At 62.6% G+C, this 22,508-nt stretch carries 19 protein-coding genes and 1 tRNA gene; 17 read left to right on the top strand and 3 right to left on the bottom strand.

The window, feature by feature from the left end:
- Positions 1-115: 115 nt before the first annotated feature.
- Together B5G06_RS08625 and rlmB are read right to left on the bottom strand one after the other, a co-directional pair.
- A complete protein-coding gene (locus B5G06_RS08625; RefSeq protein WP_087188674.1) occupies positions 116-2,314 on the bottom strand; it encodes a hypothetical protein in 2,199 nt (732 codons plus the stop codon).
- 35 nt (positions 2,315-2,349) lie between these two features.
- On the bottom strand, positions 2,350-3,117 hold the full coding sequence (rlmB, locus tag B5G06_RS08620; protein ID WP_087188673.1) for a 23S rRNA (guanosine(2251)-2'-O)-methyltransferase RlmB: 768 nt from the start codon (positions 3,115-3,117) through the stop codon (positions 2,350-2,352).
- Positions 3,118-3,322: 205 nt separating this feature from the next.
- Between rlmB and ftsH the strand changes: the two genes are divergently transcribed.
- The 4 genes from ftsH to B5G06_RS08600 all read left to right on the top strand — a co-directional run bounded on the left by ftsH (position 3,323) and on the right by B5G06_RS08600 (position 10,415).
- The gene (gene ftsH / locus B5G06_RS08615) at positions 3,323-5,452 is read left to right on the top strand and encodes an ATP-dependent zinc metalloprotease FtsH (protein ID WP_242955417.1); all 2,130 of its coding nucleotides are present in this window, start codon (positions 3,323-3,325) and stop codon (positions 5,450-5,452) included.
- Positions 5,453-5,714: 262 nt separating this feature from the next.
- A tRNA-Ala gene (locus tag B5G06_RS08610) sits at positions 5,715-5,790 on the top strand.
- Between the two features lie 417 nt (positions 5,791-6,207).
- The gene (locus B5G06_RS08605) at positions 6,208-10,014 is read left to right on the top strand and encodes an S-layer homology domain-containing protein (protein WP_087188671.1); all 3,807 of its coding nucleotides are present in this window, start codon (positions 6,208-6,210) and stop codon (positions 10,012-10,014) included.
- 194 nt (positions 10,015-10,208) lie between these two features.
- Positions 10,209-10,415 (top strand): alpha/beta-type small acid-soluble spore protein, encoded by a 207-nt coding sequence (locus tag B5G06_RS08600; RefSeq protein ID WP_087188670.1) that lies wholly within the window; start codon positions 10,209-10,211, stop codon positions 10,413-10,415.
- A 48-nt stretch (positions 10,416-10,463) separates the two neighbouring features.
- Here the strand turns inward: B5G06_RS08600 and B5G06_RS08595 are convergent, their stop codons facing one another.
- Entirely contained in the window at positions 10,464-10,919 is a 456-nt protein-coding gene (locus B5G06_RS08595) for a hypothetical protein (RefSeq protein ID WP_087188669.1), read from the bottom strand.
- A gap of 312 nt (positions 10,920-11,231) precedes the next feature.
- Here B5G06_RS08595 and B5G06_RS08590 point away from each other — a divergent pair, with 312 nt between their 5' ends.
- From B5G06_RS08590 to B5G06_RS08525, 13 genes are all read left to right on the top strand, one after another.
- Positions 11,232-12,317: an iron-containing alcohol dehydrogenase gene (locus B5G06_RS08590; protein WP_087188668.1), complete on the top strand. Its 1,086-nt coding sequence runs from the start codon at positions 11,232-11,234 to the stop codon at positions 12,315-12,317.
- Positions 12,317-13,729, top strand: coding sequence for an ethanolamine ammonia-lyase reactivating factor EutA (gene eutA / locus B5G06_RS08585; protein ID WP_087188667.1), 1,413 nt, complete (start codon positions 12,317-12,319; stop codon positions 13,727-13,729). The genes B5G06_RS08590 and eutA overlap by 1 nt, the downstream gene beginning before the upstream one ends.
- Before the next feature lie 268 nt (positions 13,730-13,997).
- Positions 13,998-15,362 (top strand): ethanolamine ammonia-lyase subunit EutB, encoded by a 1,365-nt coding sequence (locus tag B5G06_RS08580; RefSeq protein ID WP_087188666.1) that lies wholly within the window; start codon positions 13,998-14,000, stop codon positions 15,360-15,362.
- Positions 15,363-15,375: 13 nt separating this feature from the next.
- Positions 15,376-16,248, top strand: coding sequence for an ethanolamine ammonia-lyase subunit EutC (gene eutC, locus B5G06_RS08575; protein ID WP_087188665.1), 873 nt, complete (start codon positions 15,376-15,378; stop codon positions 16,246-16,248).
- A gap of 174 nt (positions 16,249-16,422) precedes the next feature.
- Positions 16,423-17,076, top strand: a complete 654-nt coding sequence (gene eutL, locus B5G06_RS08565) for an ethanolamine utilization microcompartment protein EutL (protein ID WP_087188663.1) — start codon at positions 16,423-16,425, stop codon at positions 17,074-17,076.
- Positions 17,077-17,080: 4 nt separating this feature from the next.
- Positions 17,081-18,535 (top strand): acetaldehyde dehydrogenase (acetylating), encoded by a 1,455-nt coding sequence (locus tag B5G06_RS08560; protein ID WP_087188662.1) that lies wholly within the window; start codon positions 17,081-17,083, stop codon positions 18,533-18,535.
- Between the two features lie 313 nt (positions 18,536-18,848).
- Positions 18,849-19,145: a BMC domain-containing protein gene (locus tag B5G06_RS08555; protein WP_087188677.1), complete on the top strand. Its 297-nt coding sequence runs from the start codon at positions 18,849-18,851 to the stop codon at positions 19,143-19,145.
- A complete protein-coding gene (locus B5G06_RS08550; protein WP_087188661.1) occupies positions 19,146-19,868 on the top strand; it encodes an ATP-binding protein in 723 nt (240 codons plus the stop codon).
- The gene (locus tag B5G06_RS08545) at positions 19,855-20,478 is read left to right on the top strand and encodes a phosphate propanoyltransferase (protein ID WP_087188660.1); all 624 of its coding nucleotides are present in this window, start codon (positions 19,855-19,857) and stop codon (positions 20,476-20,478) included. The genes B5G06_RS08550 and B5G06_RS08545 overlap by 14 nt, the downstream gene beginning before the upstream one ends.
- Positions 20,475-20,747: a hypothetical protein gene (locus tag B5G06_RS08540; protein WP_087188659.1), complete on the top strand. Its 273-nt coding sequence runs from the start codon at positions 20,475-20,477 to the stop codon at positions 20,745-20,747. Before B5G06_RS08545 ends, B5G06_RS08540 begins: the two co-directional genes overlap by 4 nt.
- On the top strand, positions 20,722-20,952 hold the full coding sequence (locus B5G06_RS08535; RefSeq protein WP_087188658.1) for a EutN/CcmL family microcompartment protein: 231 nt from the start codon (positions 20,722-20,724) through the stop codon (positions 20,950-20,952). The genes B5G06_RS08540 and B5G06_RS08535 overlap by 26 nt, the downstream gene beginning before the upstream one ends.
- A 48-nt stretch (positions 20,953-21,000) precedes the next feature.
- Entirely contained in the window at positions 21,001-22,092 is a 1,092-nt protein-coding gene (gene eutH, locus B5G06_RS08530; protein WP_087188657.1) for an ethanolamine utilization protein EutH, read from the top strand.
- Complete coding sequence (locus B5G06_RS08525; protein WP_087188656.1) at positions 22,079-22,495, top strand: cupin domain-containing protein; 417 nt, start codon at positions 22,079-22,081, stop codon at positions 22,493-22,495. Before eutH ends, B5G06_RS08525 begins: the two co-directional genes overlap by 14 nt.
- Positions 22,496-22,508 lie beyond the last annotated feature (13 nt).

The following is a 22,508-nucleotide window of genomic DNA, read 5'->3' as shown; positions in this document are numbered from 1 at the left end:
GTAAGCCCGAGAAAGAAATGCAGTCGGCAAACCTTTCGGGGCCCCTTAAGGGGCTTCGTCCGTATCAGGCCCTTTTAGGGCCTACTCAAGCCTCCGGCTTAGCCGGAGGTTTTGACTAATATTTGTTGACCATTCCCGAGATCAGGGGGGTGGGCACCAGCCACATGATGAGGAACACCAGCAGGTTGGAGGCCGACAGGGAGGCGTAGGCTCCCACAAAGGTGAGGTAGAAGGCCAGAATCAGGCCTACCACCGCCCCCAGGCTGGCCAGCACCGCCGAGGTGCGGACGGCCCGGCGGAGCCGGGCGGCGCCTACCACCGCCTCGGAGTAGGGCCCGATGCCCTCCCGGCAGAGGACGGCGGTGAGAATGTCGCTGTGGAGCTGGTCCTCGTCGGACAGCTCTACCCGCCGCTCTGCGGCAGGGTATTCCATCCGGTCCACCGGCAGCTTGAACCGCTGGCGGAGCATGGCGGGGGTCAGGTTGAAGTCCCGGGTGGCCATCACCGGGGACACCCGGTTGCGGATCAGGCTGGTGAGGGCCGGGTCCACCGTGCCGTGGAGGGTGTAGTTGAGGGCGAAGATGCCTGCCAACTCCCCGTCGATGGCACAGAACACGGCGTTCTTCACATGAAGTCCCGGGGGCAGGGCGATCTCCATCAGCCGCATGAAGTCGGCGGAGCCCACCAGTACCTGTTCGTTGCGGATGACGCCGGACAGGCCGCCCTCATAACAGAAGAAGTTGGATACCCGGCGGTAGATGGCCCCCTGGGCCCGGAGCAGGTCGTGGAAGGGCTTGTCCAGGCCGCAGCCCGATTCCCGGATGAGGGTGGCGGTATCGGCCACCACCTTTTCCGCCGGGAAGTCGCCGAAGATCTTGATGCCGTTGAGGGAGACACAGCCCGGGGGGAACAGGTCAAAATCGGTGACCAGAATGCCGCTGCCGCCGGTGGCGGTGACGCCGTCCCAGCCGGCGATGGCGGCCCCCGATTTGCTCAGCCGCTGGCACAGGGTAAGCCAGGGCTGCCCGAAGCACAGGGCCCCCGACAGGGAGGCGGAGGCGGTGAGGGTGGCGGACAGGCACCACAGCAGCCGCTCCGGCGCGCCCCGGCCAATGGAGGCCACGATGCTCAGCAGCATACTGGCGATAAACAGCAGGGGGCAGATCCGCCGGAAAATACGCTGGGCGCCGTCGCTGGCCTGCATCTGCCGGCCAAAGCCTACCGGATCGCCCGACCACTTGGCGTAGGTGTCCCGGCCGTTCCACTTGCCCTCATCCAGGGTGACCAGATAGGGGTGGGAGGCGGCCGCCGCCGTCTTACAGGCCAGCCGCAGACCCCGCCGCTTTCGGTAGGTGCCCCGCAGCAGCAGGGAGATGCCCAGCACAATGGCGGCGCAGTAGGGCATCTGGCCCTCCCGGGGGTCCAGCTTGAACATGGTAAGGGCGTCGGCCAGGGTGGCGGCGGAGGCAAAGAGCAGCAGGGTGTCCATGCCGAACTCCAGCCGCAGCAGGCCGAACAGACCCCGGAAGAGGACATCCAGCCCCAGCAGCATGGCCAGCACCTGGACCCCGGCCAGGGCCAGCACCCGCAGCTCAGGCGTAAGGGCCTGGGGATGGGGAAAGACCTCCAGGGTCAGATAGAGGGCGGGCAGGAACAGCAAGAGGACCAGGGTGGCCCTCAGCCGCATCCCCTTGAGACCCTTGCCGTACCGTTTGGCCAGATCCGCCGGGGGCAGATCGGGGGCGGGAGGGGGCTCCTTCCGAGGCTTGCGCTCCCGGCGGCGGGGGGAGGGCTCCTCCTCCTCGTCGGTGCCGGGGATAAATTCCTCCGCCCGGCGTACCGCCGTGTCGTCCTCCATGCCCTCCTCTTCAAACATATGCTCGGCGTAGTCGTCCGCCTTTTTCAGCAGTCGGTTGATGCCCTGGGTGAGGGGGCTTTCCTCCGGCCCGGCGGCCTCCTCCGGAAAGTCCAGCACATTGTCCTCCACCGGAGGGGCTTTGGACGGTTTTTGCGGGGTGGGTTCCGGCTTGGGCGGGGGGGCCTTCTCCACCGGCGGCTGCCGGGTGGCGGCGGCCTTGGGTTCCTTCTGAGTCTGCTCCTGACCGCCGTCGGGGAAGGTGAGCACCCGCCCCGGCTTTTTGGAGGGGGAGGAGGGACGCTGGCTTTTGGGTACTACCGGGAAGGGTATGGTATCCTCCTCATCCGGCTTTTTCTTTTTCTGCCCGCCGCCGAATTCCGCCAGAATGGATTCCAGGGAGAACTCGTCCCCGCCGGGCAGATCCTCATTCAGTTCGTCATCCCGGTCTTTTGCCATGGGAACGTGCTCCTTTTTTTGAAGATCAGTGGTTGTCAGCCCATCCGCTGCCGCACGGCCTCATAGAGGAGAATGGCGGCGGCGGCGCTGGCGTTGAGGGAGTTGAGCTTGCCCTTCATGGGGATACGGACCAGGAAGTCGCAGGTCTCAGATACCAGACGGCCCATGCCGTCCCCCTCGCTGCCGATGACAATGGCGGCGGGGCCCTTCAGGTCGGCGTCGTAGAGCAGCCGGTCCCCGTCGGCAGCGGTGCCGAACACCCATACCCCTTCGTCCTTCAGCTCCTTGAGCAGGGCGGGCAGGTTGGGCACCCGGGCCACCGGAATATGGCTCACGGCACCGGCGGAGGTCTTGGCCACCACCGCCGTCAGGCCCGCCGAACGGCGCTTGGGGATGATGACCCCGTGGGCCCCGGCGCACTCGGCGGTGCGGATCACCGCGCCCAGATTGTGGGGGTCGGAAAGCTCGTCGCACACCACGATGAGAGGGGGCTCCCCCTTCTCCCGGGCGGCGTTCAGAATGTCGTCCACGCTGGCATACTCCCGCACCGCGGCCTGGGCGATGACACCCTGGTGGGAGTGGGTGCGGCTCATAAAGTCCAGCTTCTTCCGGTCGCACTCCACCACCACGATGCCCTTGTCCCGGGCAGCGGCGGCGATGTGGGCCAGGGCAGAGTCGGTCTCTCCCCGGGCCAGGAAAATTTTATCAATGGGCGTGCCCGCCCGCAGGGCCTCAGTGACGGCGTTGCGCCCCTCGATGATGCCGTCTGCCTCGGCCTGAGGGGCCGGTCTGCGCTCCTTCATAATTGGTTCCGCCTTTCTTGTTGATCGCTACCAGTATACCACAAGACCTGCCGCAGAAAAAGATAAAAATTACCCCTTTGAACCCGGCTGGTTTCATAGAAAGTTTACAGCTTTCGGCCTTCCCTTTCTTGTTTTTTGAGGGTGCGTGTGCTATAACTATAATTACTTTCCAGATAGGAATGAATGCACTCAAGGAGGCATCCTCTTGAATTTCGATCACCAGAACAACAACCGCGGAAAGGGCGGAGGCAATAACAAGCGCAACATCACCGCCATCGTGTCCATCATCCTGTGGGCCCTGGTGCTGACGGTGCTGGTGAACTATGCCACCTCCATGTTCCGCCAGGCCAACTCGGTGGAGATCAGCTACGGCACCTTCCGGGAGTTGGTCAAGGAGGACTGCGTGGCAGGCGTGCTCATGGAGTCCAACAAGTACACCATTTATTTAAAAGACGGGGTGTCGGTGGACGCCAACGGCAACATCACCAAGACGGCCACCGCCGCCGGCCTCACCGGGGAGCAGGAGGAGACCACCGTGCCGCCCCCCTCCCAGTGGGACAAGACCAAAACCACCTACTACTGTGCCCCCATCACCCAGGCGGGGGTGCGGGACGACGGGCTGATCGACCTGCTGGAGGAGCACGACGTCACCAGCTTCGGCCCCGAGTATGTGGAGGAGCTTAACCCCATCGTCTCCATGCTCATCTCCTGGGTGCTGCCCATGGTGGTCATGGTGCTGCTCTTCTCCTTCCTGTTCCGCAGCATGGCGGGCAAGATGGGCGGCGGCCTGGGCAATCTGGGCAAGTCCAACGCCAAGGTCTATGTGGAGAAAAAGACCGGTGTCACCTTTAAAGACGTGGCCGGTCAGGACGAGGCCAAGGAGTCCCTGGTGGAGATCATTGACTTCCTCCACAACCCCCAGAAGTATACCGAGATCGGCGCCAAGCTGCCCAAGGGCGCTCTGCTGGTGGGCCCTCCCGGTACCGGTAAGACCCTGCTGGCCAAGGCCGTGGCCGGCGAGGCCAACGTGCCCTTCTTCTCCATCTCCGGCTCCGACTTTGTGGAGATGTTCGTGGGTATGGGTGCCGCCCGTGTCCGCGACCTGTTCAAGGAGGCCAACAAGATGGCCCCCTGTATCGTGTTCATCGACGAGATCGACACCATCGGTAAATCCCGCGATAACCGCATGGGCGGCAATGACGAGCGGGAGCAGACCCTGAACCAGCTGCTGGCCGAGATGGACGGCTTCGACCCCACCAAGGGCGTCATCCTGCTGGCCGCCACCAACCGGCCCGAGGTGCTGGACCAGGCCCTGCTGCGGCCCGGCCGCTTTGACCGGCGCATTACCGTGGACCGGCCAAACCTGGCCGGCCGTCTGGCTACCCTCCAGGTCCATACCCGCAAGATCAAGCTGGCGGAGGATGTGGATCTGAAGAAGGTGGCTCTGGCCACCGCCGGCGCCGTGGGTGCGGACCTGGCCAACCTGGTCAACGAGGCCGCCCTCCGTGCGGTCCGTCTGGGCCGCAAGGCGGTCAACCAGCAGGACCTGCTCACTGCCTTCGAGCTGGTCATTGCCGGCGCCGAGAAGAAGGGCAGCGTCCTCAGCGAGTTTGAGAAGAAGCTGGTGGCCTACCACGAGGTGGGTCATGCCATGGTGGCCTACCGGCAGAAGCACGCCGAGCCGGTGACGAAGATCACCATCGTTCCCCACACCCAGGGCGCTCTGGGCTACACCCTCCACCTGCCGGAGGAGGACAAGAACCTCCACACCAAGGACGAGCTGCTGGCCCAGATCTGCGTCTCCATGGGCGGCCGTGTGGCCGAGGAGCTGGTGATGCACACCATGACCAACGGTGCCGCGCAGGACATTCAGGATGCCACCAGCATCGCCCGCAATATGGTGGCCATGTTCGGTATGAGTGAGGAGTTCGGCATGATGGCTCTGGCCTCCCGCCGCAACCAGTATCTGGACGGCGGCTACGGCCTGGACTGTGCTGATGATACCGCCGCGGCCATGGATCAGGCGGTGCGCAGCATCATCGACTCCTGCTACAAGAAGGCCACCGAGATCCTCTCCGAGAGCCGGGAGGACATGGACAAGGTAGTGGCTTACCTGCTGGAGAAGGAGACCATTACCGGCGCCGAGATGGTGGCCATTCTGGAGGGCCGGGACCCTGCTCTGGCCGACCAGTACGCCGAGGCCGAGCGGCGGGAGCAGGAGAAGAACAAGCCGGAGGAGAAGACCCAGGCCATTCCCCTGTGGGGCAGCCAGGAGGAGTCCTCCGCTCCGTCCCAGCCGGATCAGCCCTCTGAGGACAAGACAACGGAAGAATAAGGAAAATCCGGGCGCGCCGTCATGGCGCGCCCGGATTCTGCTTCTAAAAAATTTTGAGAAAAATGAAAAAAAGAGTTGACAGAGCGGGTGACCCGTGCTAAAATACAATTCGTTCGGTCGACCTGACCGGCGCCAAGTGAATATGGGGGTATAGCTCAGCTGGGAGCGCCAGCAACCGCATGTGACGACCCCTCAACGCGAGGAAATGACAATTTAATCAAAACCCCGGAAACTCAGTAAAATCAAGGGTTTCCGGTTATATGGGGGTATAGCTCAGCTGGGAGAGCGCTTGAATGGCATTCAAGAGGTCAGCGGTTCGATCCCGCTTATCTCCACCAAAAAGACTTGAAACTTCGGTTTCAAGTCTTTTTTTGTTTGTCTGCCGTGGGGGTTCGGAGAAGTGCATGAAGTCTGAAAAATGAAAGCGGGGATTGCATGGTTTTGCAGTACGATGTAAAAAGAGATTCCTGCTGCCAAATATAGAAAAAAAGCAAGTTATTCGATGTTATGCACAATTTAGATGGGCTTAACTTTGGCTAGTTTATCCGTATTGTAGTATTCTGGAACCCATAGTATACTTTAAATATATCTGAAAGAACTGACGCGGGATATATGGGGATATATCCACGCGAAGCAGTGCTTTCGAACGGTACCGAATTTTTAAAAGAGGAAGGAGGACGCGGAGGTAGTTGATAAATATTCGGTATCGGGACCCGCGCAATAAGGCAATCGATTCAAAAAAGGAGGCATCATAGATGCGGCAACATCAGAAACGCTCCCATTCTTTTCTTGCATTGCTGTTGGCATTATCCATGCTCTTCTCCCTGACGATTCTGCCTGTATCAGCTGAGGAACCTGTAAAAACCGATGCTGACCAGGGGACAGCCACACTCGCGCTGGACGACGACCTGCTCACTCTGGATATGAGCGAGGAAACGTTTCATGCAACCCTGACGGTTCCGGTCTCCACTGAGCAAAGCAAATGGACAACGGATCAGTGGAATACTTGGGCAAAAGGCATTACCTGGAGCCTGACGCGAGACGATGTGGATGTGCAGGACCCTGCGCTCTACCCGTACATCTACACCGGCGATGACCTGCAGAACTGGATGAGCTGGGGCACCATCAATCAGCATGGCGCTGACGGCGTCCCCTATTTCACCCTGGAAGATCCCACGGTAACCGTGGCCGACGGCTACGCCACTGTAAAGATGACCTTCAGCCACGGCATCTTCTTCAACATGAACGACCCCAAACTGCCTCTGGTGACCAACTCCCTCCAGGCCATCGGCAGCAACACCTTCCGCTACGCCCGCAACGTGTGGCCCGGCTTCATCGGCAACTACGAGCTGTCCGCCAAGGCCGGCGATACCGTTCTGGCCACCACTCCCATGGAGATCAACGTCTATGAGAGCAACGTCCGCCAGGACGAGCTGTACGACGAGCTGATGGAGATCAAGAAGCTGGCTGAGGCCAATGGCCGCTACTTCGACGTCCAGTCCTTCGGTAAAAGCACCGACGGCTATGACCAGTGGTATGCCGTGGTGTCCGACAGTGCCCAGTCCGTGGCCGATTTCAAGGAAATGAACGCCCTGGCCCAGACCGATCCCGAGGCGGTGCTGGCCCAGATCGAAGGCGGCAAGGACTACCGCATCCCCATCATGATGAACAACGTCCACTCCGACGAGGCCGGCGGTGTGGATGCCCATGTCAATCTGCTGCGTACCCTGGCTACCGAAGATACCATCACCTGGAATACCATCACTGGTCTGACCGGTGGTAAGACTGTGGATGAGAGCCAGTACGATCCCAAGATCGTGGACTTTGAGATCACCAGCGATGACGGCGATACCGACTACGGTTTCACCGGCTACGGTCTGAAAATCAGCGCCACCACCATCAACGGTAACGGCAACGACGGCCGCACCGATGCCAGCGAGTATTATACCTTCAGTGAGGACAAGGAGCTGAAGGTGGATGAGATCCTGGATAACCTCATCATCATCGTTACTCCCGATGAGAACCCTGACGGCCGTACCTACAACACCCGTCCCAACGGCAACGGCTTTGACCTGAACCGGGACGCCTCCAACCAGACTCAGGTGGAGACCCAGAACATTGCCAAGCTCATCAGCGAGTGGAATCCCGTGGCCTTCGTGGAGTTCCACGGCTTTACCGCTCAGTTCCTGGTAGAGCCCTGTACGCCTCCTCACGAGCCCAACCTGGAGTATGACCTGTTTGTGGAGCAGTTCCTGCTGGGCGCCGAGGCCTACGGAAATGCCGCCCTGGCCACCATGTCTGTCCAGCACGCGGGCGAATTTGAGACCAAGTATCAGACCTATTACACCCCCCTGCGCGACAGCTTTGATGCTGAAACCGGCTGGGATGCCTGGGATGACCTGAGCACCAACTACACCCCCAGCTATGCCATGCTCAACTGCGGCTCCATGGGCTTTACCATTGAGACTCCCTCCGGCGGCGAGTCCAGCGTCCGTCTGCTGGAGTGCGGCGCCTACGGTCTGTGGCAGTTCCTGTCCGATTGTAAGGATACCTGCTACAAGGCCCAGCTGGAGTTCTTCCGCCGGGGCATCAACAATGAGGATCACCGGGAAGAGATGGAGCCCTGGTATGTGGATATGAGCAACCAGCAGCTGGATCCCGACACCTGGCGCGTTCCTTATGAGGGCAACAACAAGTACTTCCCCGAGTACTATGTGCTGCCTGTGGACGCCGAGTCCCAGCGCGATCCCGCTGACGCCTATGAGATGGCGGAGTTCCTCATGCGCAACGGCGTGAAGGTCTCCACCCTCACCAAGGACGTGACGGTGGACGGTGTGACCTACAAGGCCGGTTCTCTGGTGGTCAATATGTACCAGGCCAAGCGCAACTACGCAAACTGCGTGCTCAACCTGGGCTATGATGCATCTGCCTCCGGCTTCCCCTCCCTGTACTCTGAGTCCGTGGCCAGCTTCCCCAGTATGCGCGGCTTTGACTGCATTGCCATTGATACCATCGGCGCCTTTGACGGTGCCCTGAAGGAACTGACTGAGGTTACCGCTTCCGGTCAGGTCACCGGCAGCGGTTCTATCGTCATCCTGTCCAACAACGGTGACGAGACCGTCCGGGCCGTCAACGCGTTGCTGGACGCCGGCAAGGCGGTTGGTATGATCACCGAAGGCGACTACAAGGGCGATTTCGTGGTGAGTGCTTCTTCCTATAATATGGTATCCTCCGACTATGCGCTGGTGGCTACCCGCACCAATGAGATGCCTGTGGCCCATCAGATCAGCAAGCCCACCCTGTTCCTCACCGGCCGCTATGCCGACTTCGGCGACGACAAGGTGACTTCTGGGTACTATACCGAGTGGTTTGCCAATGGCTATGGCTTCATCAACTACGATAACATCCACAACAACGGTACCTCCAATTACGATGTGATGGCCTATGTGAAGCAGCTGGGCTTCACCGTAACGGATGATCCTGCCAAGGCGGATATCATCATTGGCTCGGTGGCGCTGGACAGCGGCGCCTATGGCGCTGAGGCCGTTGCGGCGGTCAAGGCCGGTACGCCCTATATTGCCACCGGTTCTGAGCCGCTCTCCTACATTCAGGAGAACCTGGTGACAGGAATTACTGCTGACTCCAGAGGTATGGAGGCCCTCCATCATGTCACTTATCCCTCCGACAGCCTCATCACTGCCAGCCAGGAGGCGGATGGTGACGACGTGATTTACACGCTGGATTGTACCGTTCTCACTGCCTATCCTGAGAATGCTGAGGTGCTGATCCAGGCCACCGATAAGGACAGCTTTATCGTGGGCTGCATGGCCGGCGGTAGCATCGACGGCGGCGTGGAGGCCATTGCGGTGGAGCAGGACGGAATGGATATTACCATCTTCGCCAACTCCATTGTCAACCGTGCCCACCAGCAGGACGACTATCTGTTTGCCACCAACACCATCTATTCCAAGATGCTGTCTGAAGATACCATGGATATTGTGGTCAGCACCCTGCCGTTTGATGATGTATATGGCGACGACTGGTTCTATAATGCGGTGAAGTATGCCTATGACAGCAAGCTGATGTCCGGCACTGCTTCCACCACCTTTGCTCCTCTCATGAGCACCAACCGTGCCATGGTGGTCACCATGCTGTGGAGGCTGGAGGGTCAGCCTGAGGCTGATGCCACCCTGTCCTTCACCGACGTGGAGAGCGGCGTGTGGTATACCGACGCTGTGAACTGGGCTGCCTCCAAGGGCATCGTCAAGGGCTACAGCGACACCGTGTTTGCCCCCAACGACACCGTGACCCGCGAGCAGCTGGCCACCATCCTGTACCGCTACGCTGAGAGCAAGGGCTACGATGTGTCCGCCAAGGGCGATCTGACCACCTTCACCGACGGCGCCAAGACCTCCTCCTGGGCCGCTGAGGCCATGGAGTGGTCGGTAGGCTCCAAGCTGCTGTCCGGCAAGGGCGGCAACGTTCTGGATCCCACCGGCACCGCCACCCGCGCGGAAGTGGCGCAGATCTTCACCAACTTTGCGCAGAACCTGAAGAAGTAAACATTCACGCCAACAGGGGCGCGCTGCATCAGCAGCGCGCCCCTGTTTTGTTATGCAGAGAAAAAAGTGCAAAAATGGATCATTTTTGGCCTCCATGGATTGGAAAGAAAAAATCCGCATAGAAAATCGGGCTGAGGCAAAGCTATGGTCGGATCACCGATCCAACAAAACGATTGCAAAGGAGATGCAACATCATGTCCAACAGCAACAGCAATCAGCCCGTGGTTTCCAGCGCTCGCGAGGCCCTGAACAAGTTCAAGATGGAGGCCGCCGCCGAGGTGGGCGTCAACCTGAAGCAGGGCTACAACGGCGATCTGACCAGCCGTGAGGCCGGCTCCGTGGGCGGCCAGATGGTCAAGAAGATGATCCAGGCCTACGAGAACGGTATGTCCGGCAAGTAAAACGCCATCAACAGAGATCCGCTCTGAACAACGTGGAAGAGCCGCCGGTCAATCGACCGACGGCTCTTCTGCGTTTTCACAGGCTGCAGCCTGCCACAGGTCCGGGGCTTCCTCCGGGCTCAACAGGCAGGCGTTTGCCAGACATCGGTACCGGGTCCCCCGGAAGGACACCACGTCCCCCATGGCATAACCGTCCCGGTCGCCTGCCGGGCGGCTCCACAGGGGTACGCCCCTGCTGTCCAGACCTACTGGCTCATAGAGCTCCGGGGTGCGCTCCGGCACCACACCGGCGCTGGCGCGATGGTCCAGGGTCACCTGGTAGAGCTGGGGGTCTCCCACAGCATTGAACCCCCGGCGGACATAGTCCCCCGTCTGGTACACCGTGCCGGGCGTAAATTCTGGATAGACCCAGGCCACCTCCATGGCCCGGGCGGGCTCCAGCTGGGCGGCAAAGAGCTGGAGCAGATGGTAAAATTGTTGGCCCTGTCCATCCATATCCCACATATGGCTACCCTCCCTTTTACCTATGGTGAAACAGGGGCATTTGTTGTACGTTTGCATACACCCAACACAAAAAAACAAGGAGACCCGCCGTTGGGCGGGTCTCCTTGTTTTGAACAGAGAGGTAAGAGAGAGGAGAATGGTTTGTCATTTGTACCTGACGCTGTTATCATATCCGTTTTTCGCCAAGGGATGGTGAACAGGCTGTGAACAGATTCTAAAGGAATGATGAAGCTTTTCTTTCGCAGGCTTTTGGTATATTCCTGACCGCCGCCGCCATACTAAGGCCATCAAGGAAGAAACAGGGGAACGCGCATGGAAACATTTAAGCTGAAAACCGCCGTCTCCTTTGGAAAGGACGCCCTGGCTGCCCTGGAGGAGCTGGCCGGGCAGCGGGTGATGGTGGTCACCGACGATTTTCTGGCCAAATCCGGCCTGCTGGACAAAGTGAAAGCCCGGCTGCCCGGCTGCACCGTGGAGACCTTTACCGGCGTGGTGCCCGACCCGCCTCTGGAGGTGGTAGCCCGGGGAGCCAGGGCTCTGGCCGACTTCAAGCCCCAGGCGGTGGTGGCCTTTGGGGGCGGCTCCGCCCTGGACTGCGCCAAGGCTATGGTGGAGTACGGCAAAAAGCTGGGGGCTACCGGGGAGATTTCCTTTTGGGCGGTGCCCACCACCGCCGGGACCGGCTCGGAGGTCACCTCCTTCGCCGTGCTCACAGACAGCCAGAAGGGAGTGAAGTACCCCCTGGTGGACGACGCCCTGCTGCCCCACCGGGCGGTGCTGGACCCCGTCTTTCTGGCTGGGGTGCCCGCCAAGGTGACGGCGGACACCGGCATGGACGTGCTCACCCACGCCGCCGAGGCCTATGTGGCCGCCGGGGCCAATGTGTATACTGACGCCCTGGCGGAAAAGGCCTTTGCTTTGGCCTGGAAGAGCCTGCCCGCCGCCTTTAACGGGGACCAGGAGGCCAAAGGGCATATGCTGCTGGCTTCCAACCTGGCGGGAATGGCCTTTAATGCCGCCGGACTGGGCCTGAGTCACAGCATGGCCCACGCTCTGGGGGGGCGGTTCCACATCCCCCACGGGCGGCTCAACGCCATGCTGCTGCCCCATGTGATCCGCTTCAACGCCGCCCGGCGGGAGACGGCGGAGCGGTACGCCGCCCTGGCAAAGGCCTGCGGCCTGACGCCCACGGCCAGAGGCTTGGCCTTTGCCATCGAGCGGCTGCGGGGGCGGCTGGAGCAGCCGGGCCGCCTGTCGGAGTGCGGAGTGGACGCAAAGACGGTACGGGACCAGGGAGACGCGATCGCCGCTGCCGCCCTGGCGGACCTGTGCGCCCCCTCCAATCCCCGGCCTGTCACCCCCCAGGACATCAAGGCCATTCTGCGGGAGCTGGCGTAATGGGGGAGCAGTTACTATCCGTTGGAATTGATATTGGAACCAGCACCACCCAACTGATTTTGTCCCGGCTGACCCTGGAGAACCGGGCCACCCCCTTCACGGTGCCCCGGGTGTCCATTGCCGGGCGGGAGGTGCTTTACCGCTCCGCCATCCACTTTACCCCGCTTTTGTCCGATACCGTCATCGACGCCGCCGGGGTGCGGGCCATTGTGGAAGAGGAGTACCGCAAGTCGGGCTTTGATAAGTCCCAGGTGGACACCGGGGCGGTCATCATCACCGGGGAGACCGCCCGAAAGGAGAACGCCCAGGAGGTGCTTTCCGCCCTGTCGGAGTTCGCCGGGGATTTCGTGGTGGCCACCGCCGGACCCGACCTGGAGTCCATCCTGGCGGCCCGTGGGGCGGGGGCGGATGAATACGCAAAGGAACATCACACCACGGTATTACACTTTGATATCGGCGGCGGCACCGCCAACCTGGCTTTGTACCAAAATGGAGAGCTGGTGCGCACCGGCTGCCTGGACGTGGGCGGGCGGCTCATTAGGCTGGACAGAGACGGGCGGGTCACCTATGTGTCGCCGGTCTTTGCACGGGCGGGGTGTCCCGCCCCGGCGGTGGGTGATCGGGTGACGCCGGAGAGCTTACAGCCCACCCTTCAAATCATGGCGGAGGCGTTAGAGCAGGCAGCGGGCCTGCGGCCCGGCCGGGACAGGCTGGACGCCTTTCTCACCCAAGGCACCCGCTGGACGGTGGAGGAGGTGCCGGTGGTGTCCTTCTCCGGCGGGGTGGCCGATTGCATCTACGACCCGCCGCCGGACTGGCTGGCCTTCGGAGATATAGGTGTGCTGCTGGGCAGAGCCATTGTCGCCTCGTCGGCCTTTCAGAAGGCGGGCCGGTTCCGGGGTGCGGAGACTATAAGGGCCACGGTGGTGGGGGCGGGGAGCCACGCCACCGATTTGTCCGGCTCTACCATCTTCTACCGGGACATCACCTTTCCCTTGAAAAATATTCCCATCCTCAAGCTGGCGAACCGGGAGGAGGGGGGAGGGCCGGAGGAACTGGCCCGAAGGATCAAAGACAAGCTGAGCTGGTACCAGGACCAGGGAGGGCTGGTGCAGCTGGCCCTGGCCCTGCGGGGGGAGAGCAATCCCTCTTACAGCCGCATCCAGGAGCTGGCCCAGGGAGTAGCGGAGGGCCTGGCCCCCCTGGTGGAAGCGGGCTTTGTCCCCATCGTGACGGTGGAGGCCGACCAGGCCAAGGTGCTGGGTCAGGCCATGGCTGCCCTGCTGTCCGGCCCCCTGCTCTGTCTGGACGGAGTGGAGATGGACAACGGGGACTATATCGACATCGGCGCCCCGGTGGCCGGGGGTGCGGTATTACCCATCGTTATCAAGACGCTTGTATTTCACAAATAGATATCGGACGCACCATGCGCATCCCTGTGCAAAACGAAAAACACTTCTTGTATGGGGATAAGCCCTCGGCGGAGTTTTGTCGCCCGCAGGCGGCAAAATAAAGTCAAAATCCGTTTTTTCTGGGGACATGAGCCTCAGAAAAAACACTTCTCAGACCGCAAGTGTGGGATCTGGCCGCCTGAGGCGGACAGATCATGCGCGCGGCGGGCTGCATCTCCTCTCAAAAATGCTTGCATTTTTGAGAAGTGCGACGTAAAGGAGCGATCACATGATACTCAAGACCAAGCTGCTGGGGCACGTCTATGAATTCAAATCGATCAAGGACGCCCTGGCCAAAGCCAATGAAGAGAAGTCGGGAGACCGGCTGGCGGGCATTGCCGCCGAAAACGCCGAGGAGCGGGTGGCGGCCAAGGTGGTGGTGGCCAACCTGACTCTGGCCGATCTGCGCAACCACCCTGCCGTCCCCTATGAGGAGGACGAGGTCACCCGGATCATTCAGGACGACGTAAACGAAAAGATCTACGACCAGATCAAGAACTGGACGGTGGCCGAGCTGCGGGAGTGGTTATTGGCGGAAAACCACGACGGCGACGCCATCCGGTGGGTGAGCCGTGGCCTGACGGCCGAGATGATCGCCGCCGTGGCCAAGCTGATGAGCAACATGGATCTCATTTACGCCGCCAAGAAGATCAAGGTCACCGCCCACTGCAACACCACCATCGGCCTGCCGGGCACCCTGTCCTGCCGTCTCCAGCCCAACCATCCCACCGACGACCCCGACGGCATCCTGGCCTCTCTGCTGGAGGGCCTGACCTACGGGGCGGGTGACGCGGTGCTGGGCCTCAACCCGGTGGACGATTCGGTGGAAAGTGTGCGCCGGGTGCTGGATCGGTTCCACGAGGTGCGCAACCGCTGGAACATTCCCACCCAGATCTGCGTGCTGGCCCACGTCACCACCCAGATGGAGGCGGTGCGCAAGGGGGCTCCCTGCGACCTGATCTTCCAGTCCATCGCCGGGTCCCAGAAGGGCAACGAGGCCTTCGGCCTGGACGGCAAGCTCATTGAGGAGGCCCGGCAGCTGGCCCTGAAGGAGGGCACCGCCGTGGGGCCCAACGTGATGTACTTCGAGACCGGCCAGGGCTCCGAGTTGTCCTCCGAGGCCCATCACGGGGCGGATCAGGTGGTGATGGAGGCCCGGTGCTATGGCTTTGCCAAGCGGTTCCAGCCCTATCTGGTGAACACGGTGGTGGGCTTCATCGGGCCGGAATATCTGTATAATTCCAAGCAGGTAATACGGGCTGGATTGGAGGACCACTTCATGGGCAAGCTGACCGGCATCCCTATGGGGTGCGACGCCTGCTACACCAACCACATGAAGGCCGACCAGAACGACATCGAGGATCTGGCGGTGCTGCTCACCGCCGCCGGGTGCAACTACTTTATGGGCATCCCCCACGGGGACGACGTGATGCTCAACTACCAGACCACCGGCTTCCACGAAACTGCCGCCCTGCGGGAGATGTTTGGCCTCACCGCCATCCCGCCCTTCCAGCGGTGGCTGGAGGACATGGGCTTTGTGGAAAACGGCAAGCTGACCCCCCTGGCGGGTGACGCGTCGGTGCTGCTGGGGTAAGGAGGTTTTGAATTTGGATGAAAAAGAACTGCGCTCCATGGTGGAGCGGATGGTGCTGGAGCTGGCGGGGAAGCCTGCCGCTGTGACCACGACCCGGCCCGCCTCCCGGCAGGAGGACGTGAGCGGGGGCTGCCTGGAGGATATCACCCAGATCGACCTGCGGCGGCAGTACCTGGTGGACAACCCCCGCAGCGGCCAGGCCTTTCAGGATTTGAAGTTAAAAACCCCGGCCCGGCTGGGGCTGGGACGGGCGGGGGCCCGATACAGGACCATCTCCATGCTGCGGATGCGGGCCGACCACGCCGCCGCTCAGGACTCGGTGTTCTCCCATGTACCCGACGAATTTGCGGTGAACAACGGCTTTGTGCCCGTCCAGACCCTGTGCCAGACCAAGGACGAGTATTTGACCCGGCCCGACCGGGGCCGCCGGTTCGACGAGGAAAACCAGGCCATCATCAAAAAGACCTTCGGGCAGAACCCGAAAATTGCCCTGGTGGTGGGGGACGGCCTCAGCTCCGCCGCCATCGAGGCCAACGCCGTGGACTGTCTCCAGGCAGTGCGGGCGGGACTGAAGGCCTACGGCCTGGAGGGCGGCCCGGTGCTCTATGTGAAGTACTGCCGGGTGGGCGCCTCTGACCACATCGGCGATCTGACGGGCGCGGAAGTGGTCTGTATGCTGGTGGGGGAGCGGCCCGGCCTGGTGACCGCCGAATCCATGTCGGCCTACCTGACCTACAAGCCCCACATCGGCATCCCCGAGTCTAAGCGGACGGTGATCTCCAACATCCACAAGGGGGGCACCACCGCCGTGGAGGCGGGGGCGCACATTGCGGAACTCATCAAGACCATGCTGGAAAGGAAGGCGAGTGGAATTGACCTGCGTTGAGGATACCAGCGGCAACGGGGCCCCGCACGGCGGGGCGCGCGTCAGCGCGTACAAGCGTTTTGCCGCCAGGCAAAACCTTGATGCCGAGCGAATTCACTTCGCCCGAGCAGATGAAAATACACTTGGGGTCCCCGCGGGGCCTGCCCCGTGGGGAAAGTTTGAAGGGGTGACGGTATGACAGGCGATCTGATCCCGGCCAAGGTACTCTCTACCCGCACCATTGCCAACGTCAGCGAGACTTTGGCCAAAAAGCTGGGCCTGCCCAAACAGTACCGCTCTATCGGCCTCATCACCGCCGACAGCGACGACATGACCTACTGCGCCCTGGACGAGGCCACCAAGGCGGCGGCGGTGGAGGTGGTGTACGGCAAGTCCCTATATGCCGGTGCGGCCAATGCCTCCACCGCCCTGGCCGGCGAGGTCATCGGCATCCTGGCCGGGCCCAACCCGGCGGAGGTTCAGTCCGGCCTGCGGGCCTGCGTGGACTTCATGAACAGCGGGGCGGGGTTCCGCTCCGCCAATCAGGATGACTCCGTCATCTACTTTGCCCACACCGTCTCCCGCACCGGCACCTACCTGTCCAAGGTGGCCGGGGTGCGGGAGGGGGAGGCCCTGGCCTACCTCATCGCCCCGCCTCTGGAGGCTATGGTGGGACTGGACGAGGCCATGAAGGCCTCCGATGTGGAGCTGGTGGCCCTCTTTGAGCCCCCCAGCGAGACCAACTTCGGCGGCGGCCTGCTCACCGGCACCCAGTCCGCCTGCGACGCGGCGGCAGCCGCCTTTGCCGAGGCGGTAAAGGCGGTGGCGGACCATCCCAAGGAGGTGTGATCCTATGGAATTTGATAAAGATCTGAGATCGGTTCAGGAGGTCCGGGACCTGCTGGCCCAGGCCAAGCAGGCCCAAAAGGCCCTGGCCGTCATGAGCCAGCAGCAGCTGGACGCCATTACGGCGGCCATCTCCCGGGCCGGGGCCCAGCACGCCAGACGACTGGCCGACATGGCGGTGGAGGAGACCGGCTTCGGCCGAAAAGAGGACAAGGAGATCAAGAACCGCTTTGCAGCGGAGACCTTGTACGAGGCCATCCGGGACCAAAAGACTCACGGCATTCTGGCCGAGGACAGGGAGCACCGGACGGTGGACATCGGTGTGCCGGTAGGTGTGGTGGCCGGCCTGGTGCCCTCCACCAACCCCACCTCCACGGTGATCTACAAGGCCATGATCTGCATGAAGGCGGGCAACCCCATCGTGTTTTCCCCCCATCCGGGCGCGGCCAACTGCATCCAGGAGACGGTAAATGTGATCCGCCGGGCGGCGGAGGAGGCGGGGGCTCCGGCGGGGGCCATCTCCTGCATTACCACCCCCACCATCGAGGCCACCAATGCCCTCATGCGCCACGACACCACCCGGCTGATCCTGGCCACCGGCGGTGCGGCCATGGTGAAGGCGGCCTACTCCTCCGGCACCCCCGCCATCGGCGTGGGCGCCGGCAACGGCCCGGCCTATATCCACCACACCGCCAATGTGGAGCGGGCGGTAAAGCGCATCCTGGACTCCAAGACCTTTGACAATGGCACCATCTGCGCCAGCGAGCAGAGCGTTATCATGACCCGGCGAATGGAACCGGCGGTAAAGGCCGCCCTCCGTGCCCAGGGGGCCTATCTGCTGGACGAGGAGGAGACCAAGCAGCTCTCCCGCTTTATTCTCCGGCCCAACGGCACCATGAACCCGGCCATCGTGGGCAAGAGCGTGGCCACCGTGGCCCAGCTGGCGGGCCTGAACCGGGTGCCCCCCTCCGCCCGGGTGCTGGTGGCCCGGGAGACCGGAGTGGGTAAGGGCCACCCCTACTCCAGCGAGAAGCTGGGCCTCATTCTGGGCTGCTTTGTGGAACCCGACGAGGAGGCGGTGCTCAACCGCTGCATCGAGATCCTGGAGTGGGAGGGGGCGGGCCACACCTTCTCCATCCACACCGAGGACGAACAGGTAGCCAAGCGCTTTGCCGCCGCTGTCCCCGCCAGCCGTGTGCTGGTGAACACCCCCTCCGCCCTGGGCGGTATCGGGGCCACCACCTGCCTGTTCCCCGCCCTCACCCTGGGCTGCGGCGCGGTGGGCGGGTCGTCCAGCTCCAACAACATCGGCCCTCTGGACCTCATTAATATCAAGCGGGTGGCCTGGGGCGTGAAGGAGCTGGAGGAGCTGCGGGGGAGCAGCTCGGCCCTTTCCTCCTGCACCGTGGACGAGACGCTGCTCAACCGCCTGGTGGAGCAGATCATGGGGAGGCTGAGATAAGATGAGCGAAGTCAACGCCGACGGCGTGCTGCTGGACCCCCATGAGGCCATCTTGCAGGAGGCCCAGAACCTGACCAACTCCCTGCTGGCCGAGCGGCCCCAGGGGCTGGAGGAGGACATGGAGCACGATGTCCAGGCCGCCAACGGGGAGGAGGCCGGCCAGGCGGGGGGAGCCCCCCATATGCCGGTGGCCGAGACGCCCCGGCAGGCCCCCAAAAAGAAGGCCCAGTCGGGCCGGGGCAGAAGAAGCAAACCGGCTCCAGCCCAACCGGCGGAGCCTATGAAACAGACAACTGACAGGAGGAAACAGAACATGGCAAATACAAACGCGCTGGGTATGGTGGAGACCAAGGGACTGGTGGGGGCCATTGAGGCCGCCGACGCCATGGTGAAGGCCGCCAATGTGCAGCTGGTGGGCAAGGAGCAGGTGGGCGGCGGTCTGGTGACCGTCATGGTCCGGGGCGACGTGGGAGCCGTCAACGCCGCCACCGATGCAGGCGCCGCCGCCGCCGAGAAGGTGGGCGAGCTGATCTCCGTCCACGTCATTCCCCGCCCCCACGCCGAGGTGGACCACATCCTGCCCCACGGCGGCGAGGGCATGAGCGAATAAATGGAGCTGCTCACCCGTGAGGACGTGCGGCGTATGTCGGACAACGGCACCCGGGGGCCGGTGGTGGTCAACAAGGACCAGAAGCTGACCCCCGGCGCCCGGGACTGGCTGGCCGCCCACAAGATCCAGGCGGTCTTTCCCCAGGGGCGGGAGGACCCGGCTGCGCCCGCCTCTGCCAAGTACCGCACGCTCTTTGGCGCAACCCTCAACGAAAAGCCGGAGCACATGACCCATCTGAAGGGCAACATCCTGGTGCGGAAGGACCACCCCCGCATCGCCTTCCGGGGCATGATCGACGCCCTGGAGGGGGAACTCATGCTGGCCCAGCAGGCCAGCCGTGATTACCCGGCTCTGGTGAAGGAGCTGGAGGAGGCCCTGGCCCTGGTGCGGAGGCTTATCCGGTGCGACGTGCTGGACGAGCCGGTGGGGGAGCTGCATCTGTGCGGCTACGATGCCGGGCAGCTGCGGGAGTACTCCCACTACCCGGACAAGTATCTGGGCCAGCCCCACTTCCTGCCCTCCTATACCGACGGGCCCGCCCTGCTGGCGGTAAACAAGGTGCGCACCCTGGTGCGGCAGGCCGAGCTTTCGGCCTACGCCGCCTTCAAGGATGTAGAGGGCAATGTGACCCGGGGGGACATCATCCTGGCCCTGAACCGGCTGTCCTCCCTCATGTGGATCATCATGATCAAGCTAAAGGCGGGACAATATGAACACGCTTAATACCATCAATATCGAAGCTCTGGCGGAGCAGATTGTCCGCCGTTTGACGGTGGAGGTGGAGGCCAGCGGCCGCCACGTCCACCTGTCCCGGGCCGATCTGGATACCCTCTTCGGCCCCGGCTTTCAGCTCACCCGGGTGAAGGACCTGTCCCAGCCGGGGCAGTTCGTGTGCGCCCAGCGGGTTACCCTGGAGGGACCCAAAGGGTCAATTCCCAACGTGGTGGTGCTGGGCCCTGAGCGGAAGGAGAGCCAGGTGGAGATCTCCCTTACCGACGGCGTGGTGCTGGGCATCACACCCCCGGTGCGGCTGTCGGGGGACATCGGGGGCACACCCGGCATCACCCTGCGCAACGGGGACCGGGTGCTGCGGCTGGACCGGGGACTGATTGCCGCCAAGCGGCACATCCACATGACTCCGGAGGACGCCGCCCGCTTCGGGGTGGAGAATGGCCGGGAGGTGCGGCTCAAGTGCCTCACCCAGCGGCCTCTGACCCTGGAAGGGGTGGAGGTGCGGGTGTCCCCCCAGTTCGCCACCTTCGCCCACATTGACTACGACGAGGCCAACGCCTGCGGGTTCAAAAAAGGGGACCGGGGACTGATTTTGCCGTGAGGCTGGAGTGGCGGGGGCGCACCCTGGTGATTACCTGGCTGCCTGTGGGGGCCATGGGGCGGCTGGCCGCCCTGGCCCCGGCCAGTCCGGGGGAGACCGAGGTGCTGGCCGCCCTGCTGGCGGGGGCCAGGGTGTGCCTGGAGCGGAAGGCGCTGGAGTACCGGCTCTACCGCCGCACCGCCCCGCCGTCAATCTATCGCCGCTGCCTGTCCCTGGAGCGGCAGCTGAGGGAGATGGGAATCTGTGTTGCTGGGACAGGTGGCCGGTAAGGTATGGGCCACAAAAAAGGCCCCCAACCTGACCGGTCAGGCCTTCCTGACGGTGGAGGTGGGGGACAGGCTGCTGGTGTGCGCCGACTGCGTGGGGGCGGGTGAGGGCGAGCGGGTCCTCATCGCCACCGGCGGGGCGGCCCGCATCGCTGCCGGGGCAAATGTGCCGGTGGACGCCGCCATCATCGGGATCATTGATCCATAAGGGGGCGGCCCACCTGCCGCCCCGTTTCACAAAAGGGAGGGACAGTTTATGTCCATCAACGAGATCATCGTCTATCTGATGGTGCTCTTTATGGCCCTGGGGGCCATCGACCGCATATTGGGCAACCGCTTCGGGCTGGGCGAAAAGTTTGAGGAGGGCATTATGGCCATGGGTTCTCTGGCCCTGGCCATGATCGGTATCATCTGCCTGGCCCCTGTGCTGGCCAACCTGCTGCGGCCGGTGGTGGTGCCTTTCTATCAGGCCCTGGGGGCCGACCCGGCTATGTTCGCCGGTACCATCCTGGCCAACGATATGGGGGGCGCCCCCCTGGCTCAGGAGCTGGCCCTGACGGAGGAGGCGGGCCAGTTCGGCGGCCTCATCGTAGGGGCAATGCTGGGCCCCACCATCGTCTTTACTATTCCGGTGGGCCTGGGCATCATCAAGGCGGAAGACCGGCCCGCTCTGGCCACCGGCGTGTTGGCCGGCGTCATCACTATCCCCATCGGCAGCTTTGTGGGCGGCCTGGTGGCGGGATTCCCGGTGATGATGGTGCTGCGTAACCTGCTGCCCATCGTGCTCTTTGCGGTGCTCATCGCCCTGGGGCTGGCCTTTGTGCCTAACGGCATGGTGAAGGGCTTCCAGGTCTTTGGCCGCATCATTGTCATCATCATCACCATCGGTCTGGCCGCCGCCATCATTGAGGCCCTGACGCCCCTGACTATTATCCCTGGCCTCAACTCCATTGAGGAGGGCATTGGCATCGTAGGCGACATCGCCATTGTGCTGGCGGGCGCCTTCCCCCTGGTGTACGTCATCACCAAGGTGTTCAAAAAGCCCCTGATGAAGCTGGGCAGCCTGCTGGGCATGAACGACGTGGCGGCCGCGGGTATGGTGGCCACCCTGGCCAACAATATCCCCATGTTTCAGATGATGGGCGACATGGACCGCCGGGGCAAGATCATCAACGTGGCTTTCGCCGTGTCAGCGGCCTTTGTGTTCGGTGACCACCTGGGCTTTACCGCCGGCTTTGATTCCACCATGATCTTCCCCATGATCGTGGGCAAGCTGGTGGGCGGCGTCACCGCCGTGGCGGTGGCCATGTTCCTCACCCGAAAGGAGACCAGTCATGGACAAGCGTAAGCTGGAAGAGATCATCCGCCAGGTGTTGCTGGAGCACCTGGGGGGCGGGGTGCAGGCGGTGAAGGTGCCTGCCCTCACCGTCACCGAGGATCACCGGATGAACACCGGTAACCCCGGTGACAAGGTGTATACCCGGGACCTGTTCACCCTGGAGCAGTCTCCCAGGCTGGGGGTGGGCATCATGGAGATGACCGACACCACCTTCCCCTGGACCCTGAACTACGACGAGATGGACTATGTGGTGGAGGGGCGGCTGGACATCCTGTGCAATGGGCAGAAGGTGTCCGCCGGGCCGGGGGAGCTGATCCACATTCCCAAGGGAAGCGAAATTCAGTTTTCCGTCACCGGCCATACCCGGTTCCTCTACTTCGTCTACCCCGCCGACTGGCAAAATCAGCAGTAAAAAAGGTCCAGCC

It is taken from the genome of Flavonifractor sp. An52, from assembly GCF_002159385.1.
In the GTDB taxonomy this organism is placed as follows: Bacteria; Bacillota; Clostridia; order Oscillospirales; family Oscillospiraceae; genus Flavonifractor; species Flavonifractor avicola.
This window is presented reverse-complemented; position numbering and strand designations above follow the sequence as displayed.

Excerpts from the sequence above, each read along its gene's own strand:
- B5G06_RS08625 (WP_087188674.1), bottom strand. The coding sequence starts at position 2,314 with ATGGCAAAAGACCGGGATGACGAACTGAATGAGGATCTGCCCGGCGGG.
- rlmB (WP_087188673.1), bottom strand. The coding sequence starts at position 3,117 with ATGAAGGAGCGCAGACCGGCCCCTCAGGCCGAGGCAGACGGCATCATC.
- B5G06_RS08605 (WP_087188671.1), top strand. The coding sequence starts at position 6,208 with ATGCGGCAACATCAGAAACGCTCCCATTCTTTTCTTGCATTGCTGTTG.
- B5G06_RS08600 (WP_087188670.1), top strand. The coding sequence starts at position 10,209 with ATGTCCAACAGCAACAGCAATCAGCCCGTGGTTTCCAGCGCTCGCGAG.
- B5G06_RS08595 (WP_087188669.1), bottom strand. The coding sequence starts at position 10,919 with ATGTGGGATATGGATGGACAGGGCCAACAATTTTACCATCTGCTCCAG.
- B5G06_RS08590 (WP_087188668.1), top strand. The coding sequence starts at position 11,232 with ATGGAAACATTTAAGCTGAAAACCGCCGTCTCCTTTGGAAAGGACGCC.
- eutA (WP_087188667.1), top strand. The coding sequence starts at position 12,317 with ATGGGGGAGCAGTTACTATCCGTTGGAATTGATATTGGAACCAGCACC.
- B5G06_RS08580 (WP_087188666.1), top strand. The coding sequence starts at position 13,998 with ATGATACTCAAGACCAAGCTGCTGGGGCACGTCTATGAATTCAAATCG.
- eutL (WP_087188663.1), top strand. The coding sequence starts at position 16,423 with ATGACAGGCGATCTGATCCCGGCCAAGGTACTCTCTACCCGCACCATT.
- B5G06_RS08560 (WP_087188662.1), top strand. The coding sequence starts at position 17,081 with ATGGAATTTGATAAAGATCTGAGATCGGTTCAGGAGGTCCGGGACCTG.
- B5G06_RS08555 (WP_087188677.1), top strand. The coding sequence starts at position 18,849 with ATGGCAAATACAAACGCGCTGGGTATGGTGGAGACCAAGGGACTGGTG.
- B5G06_RS08550 (WP_087188661.1), top strand. The coding sequence starts at position 19,146 with ATGGAGCTGCTCACCCGTGAGGACGTGCGGCGTATGTCGGACAACGGC.
- B5G06_RS08545 (WP_087188660.1), top strand. The coding sequence starts at position 19,855 with ATGAACACGCTTAATACCATCAATATCGAAGCTCTGGCGGAGCAGATT.
- eutH (WP_087188657.1), top strand. The coding sequence starts at position 21,001 with ATGTCCATCAACGAGATCATCGTCTATCTGATGGTGCTCTTTATGGCC.
- B5G06_RS08525 (WP_087188656.1), top strand. The coding sequence starts at position 22,079 with ATGGACAAGCGTAAGCTGGAAGAGATCATCCGCCAGGTGTTGCTGGAG.